The 14,659-nt window shown below is 55.1% G+C and carries 11 protein-coding genes; 6 read left to right on the top strand and 5 right to left on the bottom strand.

The annotated features are described in order from the left end of the window. Positions 1-10: 10 nt before the first annotated feature. The gene (locus FBR45_RS02795; protein WP_138499122.1) at positions 11-499 is read right to left on the bottom strand and encodes a hypothetical protein; all 489 of its coding nucleotides are present in this window, start codon (positions 497-499) and stop codon (positions 11-13) included. A 175-nt stretch (positions 500-674) separates the two neighbouring features. On the opposite strand from FBR45_RS02795, the gene recQ reads away from it, so the two are divergent. The 4 genes from recQ to FBR45_RS02775 all read left to right on the top strand — a co-directional run bounded on the left by recQ (position 675) and on the right by FBR45_RS02775 (position 6,742). Continuing rightward, positions 675-2,807, top strand: a complete 2,133-nt coding sequence (recQ, locus tag FBR45_RS02790) for a DNA helicase RecQ (RefSeq protein WP_138499120.1) — start codon at positions 675-677, stop codon at positions 2,805-2,807. A 183-nt stretch (positions 2,808-2,990) separates the two neighbouring features. Continuing rightward, positions 2,991-4,046 (top strand): lytic transglycosylase domain-containing protein, encoded by a 1,056-nt coding sequence (locus FBR45_RS02785; RefSeq protein WP_138499118.1) that lies wholly within the window; start codon positions 2,991-2,993, stop codon positions 4,044-4,046. A 314-nt stretch (positions 4,047-4,360) separates the two neighbouring features. Continuing rightward, positions 4,361-5,443, top strand: a complete 1,083-nt coding sequence (locus tag FBR45_RS02780; protein ID WP_394344354.1) for a lytic transglycosylase domain-containing protein — start codon at positions 4,361-4,363, stop codon at positions 5,441-5,443. Between the two features lie 63 nt (positions 5,444-5,506). Further along, positions 5,507-6,742, top strand: a complete 1,236-nt coding sequence (locus FBR45_RS02775) for a lytic transglycosylase domain-containing protein (protein ID WP_317128597.1) — start codon at positions 5,507-5,509, stop codon at positions 6,740-6,742. Between the two features lie 26 nt (positions 6,743-6,768). Here the strand turns inward: FBR45_RS02775 and FBR45_RS02770 are convergent, their stop codons facing one another. Further along, the gene (locus tag FBR45_RS02770) at positions 6,769-8,076 is read right to left on the bottom strand and encodes a cryptochrome/photolyase family protein (protein ID WP_138499114.1); all 1,308 of its coding nucleotides are present in this window, start codon (positions 8,074-8,076) and stop codon (positions 6,769-6,771) included. Between the two features lie 142 nt (positions 8,077-8,218). After that, a complete protein-coding gene (locus FBR45_RS02765; RefSeq protein WP_077920797.1) occupies positions 8,219-8,566 on the bottom strand; it encodes a hypothetical protein in 348 nt (115 codons plus the stop codon). A 416-nt stretch (positions 8,567-8,982) separates the two neighbouring features. On the opposite strand from FBR45_RS02765, the gene FBR45_RS02760 reads away from it, so the two are divergent. Next, positions 8,983-11,040 carry a penicillin acylase family protein gene (locus FBR45_RS02760; RefSeq protein WP_138499113.1) on the top strand — a complete coding sequence of 686 codons (2,058 nt, stop codon included), beginning with the start codon at positions 8,983-8,985 and terminating at the stop codon, positions 11,038-11,040. 7 nt (positions 11,041-11,047) lie between these two features. Here the strand turns inward: FBR45_RS02760 and FBR45_RS02755 are convergent, their stop codons facing one another. Together FBR45_RS02755 and FBR45_RS02750 are read right to left on the bottom strand one after the other, a co-directional pair. After that, positions 11,048-12,031: a GlxA family transcriptional regulator gene (locus tag FBR45_RS02755; protein ID WP_138499111.1), complete on the bottom strand. Its 984-nt coding sequence runs from the start codon at positions 12,029-12,031 to the stop codon at positions 11,048-11,050. A gap of 219 nt (positions 12,032-12,250) precedes the next feature. Then, the gene (locus tag FBR45_RS02750; RefSeq protein WP_077920794.1) at positions 12,251-12,961 is read right to left on the bottom strand and encodes a GNAT family N-acetyltransferase; all 711 of its coding nucleotides are present in this window, start codon (positions 12,959-12,961) and stop codon (positions 12,251-12,253) included. A gap of 359 nt (positions 12,962-13,320) precedes the next feature. Here FBR45_RS02750 and FBR45_RS02745 point away from each other — a divergent pair, with 359 nt between their 5' ends. Then, complete coding sequence (locus FBR45_RS02745) at positions 13,321-14,640, top strand: MFS transporter (protein WP_138499109.1); 1,320 nt, start codon at positions 13,321-13,323, stop codon at positions 14,638-14,640. Positions 14,641-14,659 lie beyond the last annotated feature (19 nt).

Genomic DNA, 14,659 nt, shown 5'->3' with positions numbered 1-14,659 from the left:
GGGAAACGACCTATTTCAAGCTACTCAGGTAGGTCTTGTTGCCGTTTTTATTGATGTAATACTTACCGCCACGGGGACCGGTATATACGGTTTCGCCGTTGGGACCTTTGCTACTCCGATCAACCGGAGCTTTGTAATCGGCGGGCGTGGCTTTCTCTTCCCGCGGCTTAGCCTTGGGCGCTTTGGATTCGTTTTTGGCCAGTCTGTTGTCGGCTTTGGCTTCTTTCGTGGCTACGTTGTCGGCTTTGTCGGCTTTTTTATCCACTTTATCCGCCTTCTTATCGACCTTGTCTTTTTTCTTGTCAGATTTGTTTTCGCTGGCGGCCAGGTCGTCGCCCTTGGTTTTCTTCCGGTCGGCTTTCGCTTCCTGTTTCTCTTCTTTTTTCTCGGTCTTCTCTTTTTTGACTCTCTCTTTCTTGGGTTTGGAGTCCTGAGCTGAACCGGGGTACGCAACCAGGAGGCAGAGCAGCAGGCTCCAGCAGGCAAGCATCTTTTTCATACGAATGTAGTGTTACGGTGGTATTGATACGTTACGGTGGTACTCAGTACCACCGACGCGAAAACTACCTATTATTTTCAATAAAGTATATAAGTCATCATCAACCCGGTTCATTCGCCTATACGACTTCCGCCCTTTTTTGTGTATTTTTGATAGCTCTACGCGCCTGTTTCCTATGATACTGACCGACCAATCGCCCGTCGATTTTCTCAAACGTTATTATGGGTACGACCGCTTCCGGCCCATGCAGGAAGACATTATCCGGTCTATTCTGAGCGGGCGCGATACGGTCGTTCTTATGCCGACCGGGGGCGGCAAGTCGGTCTGTTTTCAGATACCGGCCCTGATGCTGCCCGGCGTTACGGTGGTGGTTTCGCCCCTGATTGCCCTCATGAAAGATCAGGTTGGCGCCCTGCACCTGAACGGCATCCCGGCGGCCTATATCAACAGCACCCAAACCAGCCGGGAGCAGCGCGACATTGAAGAAAACTGCCTCAGCGGTAAACTGAAACTGCTGTACGTATCGCCCGAGAAACTCCTGACCGATGCCTTTTTCATCTTTCTGAAACGCATTCGGGTGTCGCTATTTGCCATCGATGAAGCCCATTGTATCTCGTCATGGGGCCATGACTTCCGGCCCGAATACACCCAGCTGAATGTACTGAAAGAACACTTTCCCGACGTACCGACCATTGCCCTTACCGCTACCGCCGACAAGCTGACCCGGCAGGACATTGCGCAACGGCTCGGCATGAACGACCCGGCCGTTTTTCTGGCTTCGTTTAACCGAACCAACCTGAGTCTGCAGGTACTGCCTGGCCAGAACCGACTTCAGCAGATTATACGACTGCTCCGGCAAAAACCCGACACGTCCGGGATTATTTACTGCCTGAGCCGGAAATCGTGCGAGACACTGGCGGGCAAGTTGCAGGAGAAAGGTTTCGGAGCGGCTTTCTACCATGCCGGCATGTCGCCCGACGAACGTGCCAAAACGCAGGATGCCTTTCTGCGCGACGACGTACGCATCATCTGCGCCACGATTGCCTTCGGTATGGGTATCGACAAGTCGAACGTGCGCTGGGTGATTCATTATAATATGCCCAAGAACATCGAGGGTTTTTACCAGGAAATAGGGCGGGCCGGTCGGGACGGCGCCCCGGCGCAGACGGTCCTGTTTTACAGCTTTGCCGACGTAGCTACTTATAAGGATATGCTGTCAGAAAACAGCCCGGCCAACCTCAACCTTCAGCTGGCCAAACTGGAGCGGATGCAGCAATATGCCGACGCCCACACCTGCCGCCGGCAGATCCTGCTCTCCTATTTTTCGGAAGAACTGCCCGAACCCTGTGGCAATTGCGACGTGTGCCGCGACCCGCGCGTAACCATCGATGGCACGGTACTGGCCCAGAAAGCGCTGTCGGCCATCGTCAGAACCGGCGAACGCGTACCGATGAACCTGCTGATCGATATTCTGAGGGGGTCGCGCAGCCAGGCTATTCTGCAGGGTGGCTATGATCAGATCAAAACCTACGGCGCGGGCCGCGACCTGCGCTTCGACGAGTGGCGGAGTTACCTGCATCAGCTCATCAACATCGGTGTGATCGAGATCGCCTACGATAATCACTACGCGCTGCGCCGGGGCATCCTGGCCGACCAGGTGTTGTACGCGGGCCGCAAGATCAATCTGGTGCGCCCCGACGATGTGCCGAAAGCTGTGGTCGAAAAACCAAAGACCAAAACCGAAACCCAGCGCGACGATCTCTTCGAACAACTGCGCACCATCCGGAAGCAGCTCGCCGATCAGCAGAACGTCCCGGCCTACGTCATCTTTACCGATACGACCCTCGAAGATATGGCTCGCCAGCGCCCCACAACGCCCGATGCCCTGCGCAACGTGAGCGGAGTGGGTGAACGGAAGCTTCAGCTGTTTGGTCGGCAGTTTCTGGACGTGATTGTCAGCTACGTACGGGGCCGGGCCGAGTCGGGCGAAAAGCCCAAAGGATCGACCCAGCTGCTGACGCTCGATTTGTATAACCGGGGTCTCAGTATTGATGAAATAGCTACCGAACGTCAGCTGTCGCCAGGGTCGATTGCGGGCCATCTGATTCAACTGGCCAGAGGAGGTTACGACATCGATCTGGACGGCCTGCTGGCCGACGCGGTAACCCCAGCCGAACAGCAGGAAATTGAGCAGGCTATTGCTACGGTTGGTATGCCAGAAGGCCGTTTAAAAGCCGTTTTCGACGCGCTCGGGGCCCGTTACAGTTATACGCAACTGGCCCTGGTAGCCGGGGTTATGAGCAGATAAAATACAAATTCGAGCCGGACCGTTGGATAATTCTTAGATAACTAGTTTGGCAAGTAGACTCTGACTAGGTATCTTCGTACATATCGAGCCGAAAAACCCGTTCTAATCACACGGGTTTTGTCGTCTTTATGTGTCACAACAAATACCGTTATTTTGATAAAAGAAGTTGGCTTTTCACTGCTCATGACCGCCCTTAAACCGGGCGTTGGTTTGCCCCCTTTCGGGTCAGACACGAGCCGAATACTTCCGTCACCGAACGGCCTGGACAACCCCTCGCTGCTGGTTGTCGACTCCACCAAGCGCGTTTTCCCCATCTATTTCTGCGGTGAAGAAGTGCCGGTCGACGAACCTCGCGTATCGCGCCGATGGGTACAAACCCTCCGCACCTACGGCGCTCAGCAGGAGTGCCTGTTCGACCTTCGCAAACGGGCATCGACCTTCTTCCCCATCATCGATCCCATTCTCCGGAAGTACAAAATTCCCCGCGATTTCCGCTTTATGCCGCTGGCCGAAAGCGCCCTTGTCAACGACTGCGTATCTCCCAAAGGAGCCTCGGGCTACTGGCAGCTGATGCCGGGTACCGCCCGCGAACTCGGCCTGAAAGTGGGCAATGGCGTCGATGAACGGAACGATCTGCAAAAAGCAACCGTGGCGGTGTGCCGGTACCTGCACCAGCTCTACGGCGAACTAGGTTCCTGGACCCTGGTAGCCGCGGCCTATAACGGCGGTATCACCCACGTGCAGAACCGCATGGAACAGCAGGGGCACTCCAATTTTTACCGACTCCGGCTGCATCGCGAAACAAGCCACTACCTGTTCCGGATTCTGGCTTACAAAGAGCTGCTCAGTAACCCGCGTCAGTATACGCTTCTGCTTCGCAACTCGACCATCGCCGAGCTCACCCGCCCGCTGCCAAGCTGGAATAAACCGCTCGCTACCCCGCGGAAAATCAAAGATGCCCCGACGGTCGAGCTAGTCGACGAAGATTATACTGATCCGACCTGGGGGCCACGACCCAACCGGGCGCTGACCCAGACCCCGTCTGATACGCAGCAACTCATTGCGATGGCGGCCGCGGCCAAAACCAATCCCGATGCGGGGCTGGAAGACACGAGCAACAAGCTACCGATCAAGAAACTGATGATGGGCCTGACCGTTCTTCGCTTCCGCCGTCCCCGCTTTTTGCAGTGGAAAAAAGGGGAAGGAATCCGTCCGTTACACTTCTGGGACTGGCTCTAAAGAGTCTCCGATTTTATCCTGTCTGATGGTGCCGTTTCTGTATGGATGGCACCATTTTTGTTTTAATAAGTAGCAAAAAAAGTGTAACACTATAGTGTAACCCTAGACTAAAATCTAAGTCACAACCGTAGAGCGTTACCACTTTTACCTGCCGTACGATGAACTTGTCTGCCTCTTTTGCACTGGCGACCGGACTGGTCGTGGCTAGTATATCGTCTTATCCCGTGTACCGGCCACAACTTTCTGGTTTCAGTACCGTTACAGACACCAGAAATGAGCTAGTACTACCCACGTTTGACCCGGGCCTGCGGTCAATGCTCCCGCCTGTGTATTTCTGCGGGGAGTCAGTGCCGTTGCACGAAGAAGCCGTAGCCCGCCGACTTGTTTCGGCACTGGTACGCAACACCGCCCAAAACCGGGCTATTTACCAGATGCGGCAGCGGGCTACCCGCTTTTTCCCAATCATCGAACCTATTCTGGCCCGGCATCGCGTGCCGCTCGACTTCAAATATCTGCCACTGGTCGAAAGTGCACTTACGGGACTGGCCGTTTCGCCCAAAGGGGCCGTGGGGTACTGGCAGTTTATGCCGGCTACCGCCCGCGAACTGGGTCTGAAAATAGACGGCCGTTTTGACGAGCGGCAAGACCTCGTCAAGTCGACCGACGCAGCCTGTCGATACCTGCGCTTTCTGTATAACCGACTGGGTTCGTGGACACTGGCGGCTGCGGCTTACAACAATGGTATCGGTGCCCTGCTCGGCAACATCCGCCGACAGCAGCAACGCGATTATTATTACCTGCGGCTGAATGCCGAAACGGGGAAGTATCTGTACCGGATTCTGGCGTTTAAAGAATTGTTTTCCAATTACAAGGCTTACCAGGCCATCATTCCGGACGATATGATGGCTTACCTGAGCGAGGCCTCGATACCCGACACCGGCGAAGAAGAAGAGGTGCTGATTCCGGAGGTTGTCGTTGACGAAGCAACACGCACCGCCCTGAACACGCCCGTTCAGCCAGCAACAGCCGGCTCGCGAGATATGGACATCCCGCTGCCCAACGCGGCCGACGTGTTCCGGGGCGGTATAAAGGCGCGTCTGGTCGAATCGACTGGTCTTATCAGGGGGCAAATCTGGGTGTTTCACCTGACCCGCGACGGTATGGCCGATGGCAAAGAAGTAGAAGAAGGAGACGTTTTGTACGCGGTTGTTGAGGATATAGATGCTAAAACGAACCGGCTGTACCTGCGGGCCGACAAACTGTATTCGGCCAGCGAAAAGCATACCTACAACCTTGCCCTGAGCGCCGTTGATGCCTCTACCGGACGCATCGGCATTAAATTACCCGATGTCGATCAGATTAAGTCAGGCTGGATTCTGACCTGGAAAGCTTTATAAACCGGTCGAACTAAACCCCAGCTCCGCTTCGTTGTCAATGGGTTATACCATCACTCAACTGTTTTGACGCCAGCAACACAACGTATCTTTCCGGTCTTTTTCCTTGTTGTGCTGTCGCTTTCGGCGGCCGTTGCCCAGAAGAAGGCGGTTACCAAAAAGGGAAGTACGCCCCGAACGGCTCTTATGCAGCCCCGCCCGGCTCTGGGTCTGGTTCGGCCGCACTTCTGCGGGGAAATGGTACCTACTCAGCAGGCGGATGTGTCTGCCAAACTGGCCATTGCCCTGGCCGGTAGCTCGGGGTATGCCCGGCATCTAAGCGCCCTCAAAGCCCGCTCGGCCCCCTTCTTTGCGGTTATTGAGCCAATTTTGAAAAAGCACAGCATCCCGAATGATTTCAAGTACCTGCCGTTGATCGAGAGTGCCTGGCAGGCCAACGCAGTATCGTCGGCCGGAGCGGTTGGGTACTGGCAGTTTATGGACCAGACGGCGCTGGACATGGGACTGCGCATCGACCCGGGCAACGATGACCGTACCGACCTGCGTAAGTCGACCGAAGCAGCCTGTAAATACCTGAAATTTCTATACCGGAAACTGGGGTCGTGGACGCTGGTCGCTGCCGCCTACAACGGGGGCGTCGGTATGGTTGAGCGCAAGATTACCCGCGTGGGTCATCGCGACTACTACTCGATGACCATGAATGCCGAAACGGGTTACTATCTGTACCGAATCCTGGCCATGAAAGAGCTGTTTACCAACCCGGCCTACGGACTCGGTAACCAGGGGCTACTGCTGGCTTCGGCCGGTAACCCCTACGACGCCGAACGTGAGCAAGCCCGGCGCATGGGCTGGCTACGGGATAGTGACCCCGAACCGGTAGGCACCCCCATCGAAACATCGGACATAGCCCCGCCCAGTCGCAGTGAAGCCCTGGTAATGGATAGTGTGCTGGCCCAGTTACTGAAAGACAAGCCTGCTGCCACACCCGTATTTCTCGGCGATGTGTCGGCGAAGCTGGTTCGGGCCGGGCAGCGGAAAATAGGCCAGAGCTGGGCCTTTTCCCTATTGGATGATATCACCGTCGACGGAGACGAACTGAAAGCGGGCGACTTGCTCTATGCGGTCGTTGATGATATTGATGCGAGGGGCAATTTATTCCTGCGGGTAACCAAAGCCATTTCACCCGCCACCAGGCAACCTATTCCGCTGGTGCTGACAGCCATCAACCCCAGCACCGGGCTCGCCGGTATTCCCTGCCCTAAGGTCGTTAAACCCGGCTGGGTTGTTCAGTGGAAACTGTAACCCCACGGCCCGATTCGGGGTCTGGTTCAGGAGCGGGTTAACTCTCGTTTGTACGTATCGATGGCACGCTGCCGGGCAAACGCATGATCAATCATGGGAGCCGGGTAGCCAAAGCTGTTGAATTCCGGTACCCATTTACGAATGTATTCGCCTTTGGGATCGAACTTCTGCGCCTGTAACGTAGGGTTAAACACCCGGAAATAAGGGGCCGCATCAACGCCCGATCCCGCAGCCCACTGCCACCCACCGTTGTTGGCCGCCAGATCGAAATCGCGGAGTTTTCGGGCAAAGTACGCTTCGCCCCATCGCCAGTCGATCAGCAGGTGCTTGATACAAAAGCTGGCTACAATCATCCGGACGCGGTTGTGCATCCAGCCCGTCTCGTTGAGCTGCCGCATGCCTGCGTCGACAATGGGGTACCCTGTTTGGCCCGCACACCACCGCTCAAACTCCGCTTCGTTGTTACGGAACTGAATACGGTCGTACTCGCGCCGGAAAGCGTGTTTTTCTACGTGTGGAAAATGATCGAGCACCTGAAAATAAAAATCACGCCAGGCCAGCTCCTTCAGAAACGTGAGCGACGTTGCTTTGGCCTGCCGCGCCAGATCGCGGATACTAATGGTGCCGAACCGCAGATGAATACCTAACTCGCTCGTACCGGCCTGGGCCGGGTAATCGCGCATTTTCTGGTAAGCCTGCAGCAGCTCGGCCGAAACCGTCGGTTTAGGATACGACTCACCGAGCGGCTTAAAATTCATAGCCTCCAGCGTCGGTATCTCGGGTGGGTCGATCCGATAAACGTGCTGAAAGTACGACTCAGTTGGGTAAGACTGGAGTTGAAAATCGTCCAGTTTGTTCAGCCAGTTATTGCTGTAGGGTGTAAAGACGGTATACGGCGAGCCGCTGCCGGCCAGCACTTCGTCATGATCCAGCAGCGCATGGTCTTTACTGGTATAAAACTCGATACCCCGTTCGGCCAGCCGGTCACGAACCTGGGCGTCGCGCTCTTTGGCGTATACCTCGTAATCGTAGTTGGCGTACACCTCCGCCACGGTATATTCCTGGGTCAGCTGCTGCAACACGTCGAGCGGTTCGCCATAACGGGCTACCACCCCCGACCCCATCGCAATGAGTTCCTTGTTGATCCGGTGAATTTCGGTGTGAATAAACTCGACCCGCCGGTCGCGCCGGTCTTCGAGCCGATCCAGAATCAGCCGGTCAAACACAAATACGACAAGAACGGGGTAGCCACTTCTCAGCGCGTGGTAAAGCGCGGCATTATCGTGCAGACGCAGGTCGCGCCGGAGCCAGCAGAGGGCAATTGGTTGGGGCATTGTACAAGACGGATTATGGCATGCCAACCGCTCGTTTTATTAGAATGTTTGACAAAAAACGGGTAGAATCACGAGCCCTAGCGCGGCCTGTACGGCCTGCGGTGGCACTGATTCTACCCGTATTCACCAGCGCGTAACGCTGTTATTCTGGCTGGAAGCGCAGACGAACGGTATGCAGCTCGGCGGCATCGCTACCGTAGCCTGCCAGCTTCTTACCGGTCAGCTGCTTCACAAGACTATTATTTATCTGCTCATTCTGGCTGAATACCTCAAGCTGACACAGCTCGTTGTCGGCATTGACCCGGAATTGAATCACCACAACACCCGGCCGCTGGCTTGGTCTCAGCGCGTCGGGATAAGAAATGTACTTCGCTAACTGCTGCTCCATCGTGACTTTAGGAGCTTTGGTTTTGCGGGTTTTTGTCGGCGTAGCGTAGGCTTGCGTCGCCAGGAAGCCTACCAGCGTAAGAAGAAAAAGAGACTTTTTCATGACTTCGTTATTTTATAGATGAACAATGCCCAGTCGCCCAAATCCCTCTACCGAGTCGTAAGGACTAATGTTATGTCAATATTACTCAAATATTAACCCAATGTTATCAAAATATGAATAAAAATTTTCAGTGGTCAACAAGTTTATCCTTACATGGACAGGCAAATAAAAGCTGTTTTCGTAATTAGAGGCCCACATACGCCCCTAAAAGGTGTTTTACGCCTATCAGTCGGCTTCTGTTTTTTAGTCGACCAGTCCTCCAATGTTACCCCAATGTTAACAAATTAGTCAAACAGGCTTAACATTGGGGTAAAACAGACCTACGCTCGCCTGCATTGGGCAGTCACCTGAGCCACGATGTGCTCCCTGAGGGCTGACAGCTATTCTTTATCTTTAGCGGTACCAACCCCTCCTCCATGAAAACGCCTGCCCTTTTCCTGATCTGTTTCAGTACCTCCATTGCCCTGTTTGCTCAGATCGATCCTGCCCGCGTAACCATTGCCCGCGACGCGTATGGCGTACCGCACATTTTTGCCCAGACCGATCCTGAAGTAGCTTATGGGCTGGCCTGGGCTCATGCGGAAGATGATTTCAAGACCATCCAGCTGCTGGTACTCCCTGCCAAAGGCATGCTGGGGCGGCATCTGGGCAAGCAGGGGGCCACGGCCGATTACGTGGTCGAGTTGCTTCACGCTCCTGAACTGGTGAAAGAACGGGGCGAAACGGCACTCGATCCCGACTTCAGGGCGGTACTTACGGGCTACCTGCAGGGCCTGAATGATTACGCCCGGGCGCATCCGGCCGAGGTGCTGGTTCGCGGGTCATTTCCGGTCACGCTGAGCGATTACCTGAAGGTATCGGTCTTATCGCTGTCGGTCATTTCGGGCGTAGACCGGGCGCTGCAGCGCATTTACGGCAATCAGGTACCGCTGGTCGACTTCATGAAGAATACCGGCTCCAACGCCATTGCTGTTCACCGAAACAAAACCACCGAAGGCCAGACCATGCTGGCTATCAACTCCCACCAGCCGCTCGAAGGCCCCGTGGCCTGGTACGAAGCCCATTTGTGCAGCGAGCAGGGCTGGAACATCTTGGGAGGCTTATTTCCGGGCGGAGCAACGATTTTCCACGGGGTCAACGAGCACCTTGGCTGGGCCCATACCGTAAACTACCAGGACAAAATCGACATTTACCAGCTCCAGACCGACAAAGCCCATCCTAACCAGTATCTCTTCGACGGGCAATGGCTGCCGCTGGAGGAGAAGCGGGTTCGCCTGCGGGTCAAAGGCATTCCCGTAGCCATCAACCGGAAAGCTTACTGGAGTCGGTACGGCGCTACCATCAAAACCAAACGGGGCTGGTTTGCCATCCGGACCGGTGCCAATCAGGAATTGCGGGGTCTGCAGCAATGGTACCGGATGAACAAAGCCCGTTCGTTTTCCGAGTTCCGGCAGGCGCTTACCATGACGGCGATTCCGGGCTTCAACATCGTTTACGCCGATGCCGATACGATCTATTACGTCAGCAACGGCAAGATTCCTTACCGAAACCCGGACTACGACTGGAGCGGCACCTTGCCCGGCAATACCTCACGCACCCTCTGGACCCGCTTCCGGCCGCTGGCTGACTTTCCGCAGTACCTGAACCCACCCGGCGGCTACCTCTTCAACATGAACAACACCCCTTTTAACGCTACCGCGCCGGCCGATAATCTCGACCCCGATGCGTTTGACCCGACTATGGGCTATGAGCGCTGGAATACGAACCGCAGCATCCGGTTCGGCGAGTTAATCAGCCAGTATGACAAGCTCAGCTACGCCGACTTCAAACGCATAAAGTACGATCTGCAACTCCCCAAAAGGCTCTCGTACGCCCAGGGACCCGACGCCAATGCCCTCTTCGAGCTGGACCCCGATGCGTATCCGGATATTCGCGACCTGATCTACACCATCCGGACCTGGAACCGGCAGGCCACCGTCAACAGCCAGGGCGCGGCTGCCTTCCTGGTTTTTTATCGTTACTGGCAGGATAAGCTCAGCAAACAGACAACGGAAAAAACGGTACTCACGGCCGACGACTGCGCGGCCGGCCTGCGCCATGTGCAGGCTTACCTCCGGAAACATTTCGGCCGGACCGACATTACCCTGGGCGACTACCAGAAACACGTTCGGGGCAAAACCGAGTTGCCGATCTGGGGAATACCCGATGTACTGGCCTCCATATACGCCATCCCCTACCGGCAGGGCCAGGTTCGGAGCAGCCAGGGCGAGTCGTACATTTCGCTGGTGCGGTTTCCCCGGACGGGCCTGCCGCTGATCGAAACCGTTAACTGTTTCGGCGCGTCGGGCCGTCCCGACAGTCCGCACTACACAGACCAGATGGCCTTGTTTGCGGCTCAAAAAACCAAGCCAATGACGCTGGACAAGCAAGAGGTACTACGCACGGCCAAACGCATCTATCACCCCGGCCAGTAACGAGCCATCAGACGGCAGCTACGTTTCTACGGCTGTATTTTTTCCGGTATTCGAGTGGGGTAAGTCCGGTAATTTGCTTAAAAACTTTCCGGAAAGTTTTTACGTCATTATAGCCCGCGTTGTACATCAGTGAGGTTACATCATCCGCGTTTTTTTCGAGGGCTTTTTTGGCTGATTCTATTTTGACGCGCTGCAAATACTCAAGCGGTGTATTCTGCGTCGCATTTTTAAACCGCCGAATAAAATTCCGCTTGCTCATGTTGGTTTGTTCGGCAATCTGATCAACGGAAATGGGCCGGTGGTAATTTTTTTCGATGAAGGTCTGCGCTTTCAGGATAGCCTCGTCTTCATGTTGTCGCTGGCCCTGAAAAACAACAAAATAAGCCTGACTGGACCGGTCGAGATCGATGTTGAACATACGGCTCACCCCGATGCTCACTTCGTGCCCGCAGAACTTCTCGATCAGGTACAGAATCAGGTTCCACGACAGTAAGGCCCCACCACTGGTATAGATGCCATCCCGATCTGTCACGACGGCATCGGCCAGAACCTGCACATCGGTATAGCGTCGCTGCATATCATCAATGGCCATCCAGTGCGATGTACAAGCTTTTCCGGACAAGATACCGGCTTCGGCCAGCAGATAACTACCCAAACACAGACTGGCAATCTCGATACCGGCTGCGTGTTTAGCCCGGAGCCAGTCCAGCATACCGGCTTTCCCGGCCAGGGCCAGATCGGGGTTTCCGTAGAAGGCAGGCACCAGAATAAGATCCGTATCCGTTACCTCATCCAGCGTTTTGTAGCAGATCAGTTGAGCGGGTACGTTTAATTGAATATGCTTCGATTTTTCACTGACCAGTTCCAGACTGAATGCCGGCGATTTACCCAGTTGCTGCAAATATCCATTGGTAGCCAGCAGCAAGTCGATAGCGCCGGAAACCGACGACAAAACCGCATCTTCGTAAACAAGTAACGAAATTCGTTTCATAATTTTTTTAGGAATAGAGAAAGAAAAGGCGCTTTTCTGCTGCGCTATACTGACACTCTAAAATACGAATTTATGCGCTACTTTCCATCTATTTTTCCGACCGGAATAACCGAAAAACGGGCCGTTGACTAGAGCTTTTTGTAACGCAAAAAAGTCGTCTCCAGGCTTGCTGGAGACGACTTTTCGGAATGTATTTCTGGTATGATGAAGCTCTGGCGATCAGGCGGTTTCCAGCTCACGCTCGGTTTTGCGGGAACGGGAGCGGTCGTGCTGCAACCGGAGCAGGATACGTTCTTTGATCCGCATCCAGCGCTCGTACAGTTTCGACTCTTTCAGGAAGTTCCAGTTTTCGGTTTTCTGTTCCGGTTTCTTGTGCTCTTCCGGATCGTAGAGCATACCCGTGCAGAGGCAGTGCTTGCGGTTGGTACGGGTCAGAATATCGAAGTTGGCGCAGGTCTGGCAGCCCTTCCAGAAAGCCTCATCACCGGGCAATTCACTGAGCGTAACCGGCTGATAACCAAGATCTGAATTAATCTTCATTACGGCCAGGCTGGTAGTAATACCAATGATCTTGGCGTTGGGAAAGCGACTCCGCGACAGCTCGAACGCCTTGGCTTTGATGCGCGTAGCAATGCCGCTCTTCCGGTGCTCGGGGCGAACAATAAGGCCGGAGTTGGCTACGAACTTACCGTGTTCCCAGGTTTCGATATAACAAAACCCAACCCATTCGCCCGCCAGCGTAGTGGCCACAATGGCCTTGCCTTCGAGCATTTTTTCCATAACGTAAATGGGCGAACGCTTGGCGATACCGGTTCCCCGGGCCTTGGCGCTTTCTTCCATTTCGCGGCAGATTGTTTCGGCCAGTTGCAGGTGGTTTTCGCTGGCAACCTGCACCATGTATTGATCGTTGACTATTTCGGGCGTTATCATCGTCGTTTATCAGGCGGGTATGAGCCGCAACGCGGAGACGGTGTGATCCGTAGGGGTTACAAAAAAAGTTAGAAAAAAAGACGAGGGGAGTCCACCACGTAGGCAGACAGAGCTATATGGTCCTTTCGGACCTAAACCGAAATGGCGTAGTATGGAAGAAGGTCGGTATGAAAACGAGCTTGGCCATCGGTTGTGCGCAAATAACGCGGACAATGTTCGGGATATTATCCGGGTCGTGCAATAGATTAAACGGTTTTTTTACAGGATAGTTCGCAACTGGCAAAAACATAAGTCCACGACAGCGAGTACAGCTAGTTCTCGGCATCACGAATCATGCCGATCTGCTCGCAACGTTACGAATGACCTCGCCTTTCACCCCGCCTGTTTATGCCCTCACACTCAGCCAGAGCCGACCGCTTCGCTACGGTGTTTTTTTCTATCTGTACGTCATGCAGGGCATCCCGTCGGGCTTCTACCTGACGGCGCTGGCCAACTATTTTACGGCCGAAGGGGTCAGTCCGGACCGGGTTGGTTCATTCATTGCCATCATCGGCTTGCCGTGGGCGTTTCAGTTTATCTGGGGGCCACTCATCGACCGTTTTCAGCACTCGCCCCTGGGCCGTCGCAAGCCTTGGGTGGTGGGGTCGCAGCTGATAACGGTGCTGGCTTCCTGTATCTTGCTGACCGTACGTAATCCGGTGGCCGATATTGGCCTGTTGGGCTGGTTGTTCTGCGCCCGAAGCGTATTTGCCGCCATTCAGGACGCCAGCGTCGATGCCATGGCCATTACCGTTATCCCTGACGGTGAACGGGGCCGCGTCAATGCCTTCATGCGGGCCGGGTTTCTTATCGGTACCGGCATCGGAGCGGCCGTTTTTGCCGTACTCCTGCGCCGGTACGGGTTTTATGGAGCGGCCCTGGCGCAGGTGGGCTGTTTGCTGACAGGCGTCCTGCTGATGCTGTTCGTTCGCGAACGAACCGATGATCAACTGTTTCCGTCCTGGACCCGACATGGCAGCGCGTCGCTGCCCAAACCGGTTGTCCGACAGGCTGAGCAGCCTGACCATACGTTTCGCTGGCTGATTACCGAGTTGTTCAGAGGGCTTCTCTCCCGACAGAGCGTCCTGCTGTTTGGCGCTATACTGATGGCCTATACCAGCGTATCGCTCTTTGCCCGGGCCTACAATCACCACCTGATCGACGACCTGGGCTGGAAAGACGAAGACCTGTCGGTACTGACAGGGACGTACGGCATGGTGGTCGCTACCGTCATTGCTCTGACCGGCGGGTATCTGGCCGATCGGGTCGGAGCGCGCCGACTGCTGGTGCTGATGGTATTTATGGTTGCCCTCTACCTGCTGGGGTTCAACCTGCTGGCAGCGCAGTGGATACAGCGGCCGCTGGCCCAGACGGGGCTGGTCGCCCTTTATTTCATGGACCCGGCCATCAGCGCGGCCGCTATGCCCGTTCTGATGGCCATTTGTCGGAAAGGCGTCGAAGGCTCCCAGTTTACCACCTACATGGCTTTCGTGAACCTCTGCGACATTGCGGGTACGTTTCTGGCGGGAAATGCCCTGCTGTATCTGGCGGCCCCGACCATCGGCCTGGGAGCCGGTTTACTGGCGGCAGGGGCGGCTTCTCTCCTGCTGCTCACATTAAGGCGAGCTGGCTCCAGGTGAGTCTGGCACGTTCGGAATT

This window comes from Spirosoma lacussanchae (assembly GCF_005870035.1).
Taxonomy (GTDB): domain Bacteria; phylum Bacteroidota; class Bacteroidia; order Cytophagales; family Spirosomataceae; genus Spirosoma; species Spirosoma lacussanchae.
This window is presented reverse-complemented; position numbering and strand designations above follow the sequence as displayed.

Coding starts and splice junctions, on each gene's coding strand:
- FBR45_RS02795 (WP_138499122.1), bottom strand. CDS start 499: ATGAAAAAGATGCTTGCCTGCTGGAGCCTGCTGCTCTGCCTCCTGGTT.
- recQ (WP_138499120.1), top strand. CDS start 675: ATGATACTGACCGACCAATCGCCCGTCGATTTTCTCAAACGTTATTAT.
- FBR45_RS02785 (WP_138499118.1), top strand. CDS start 2,991: ATGACCGCCCTTAAACCGGGCGTTGGTTTGCCCCCTTTCGGGTCAGAC.
- FBR45_RS02780 (WP_394344354.1), top strand. CDS start 4,361: ATGCTCCCGCCTGTGTATTTCTGCGGGGAGTCAGTGCCGTTGCACGAA.
- FBR45_RS02770 (WP_138499114.1), bottom strand. CDS start 8,076: ATGCCCCAACCAATTGCCCTCTGCTGGCTCCGGCGCGACCTGCGTCTG.
- FBR45_RS02765 (WP_077920797.1), bottom strand. CDS start 8,566: ATGAAAAAGTCTCTTTTTCTTCTTACGCTGGTAGGCTTCCTGGCGACG.
- FBR45_RS02760 (WP_138499113.1), top strand. CDS start 8,983: ATGAAAACGCCTGCCCTTTTCCTGATCTGTTTCAGTACCTCCATTGCC.
- FBR45_RS02755 (WP_138499111.1), bottom strand. CDS start 12,031: ATGAAACGAATTTCGTTACTTGTTTACGAAGATGCGGTTTTGTCGTCG.
- FBR45_RS02750 (WP_077920794.1), bottom strand. CDS start 12,961: ATGATAACGCCCGAAATAGTCAACGATCAATACATGGTGCAGGTTGCC.
- FBR45_RS02745 (WP_138499109.1), top strand. CDS start 13,321: ATGACCTCGCCTTTCACCCCGCCTGTTTATGCCCTCACACTCAGCCAG.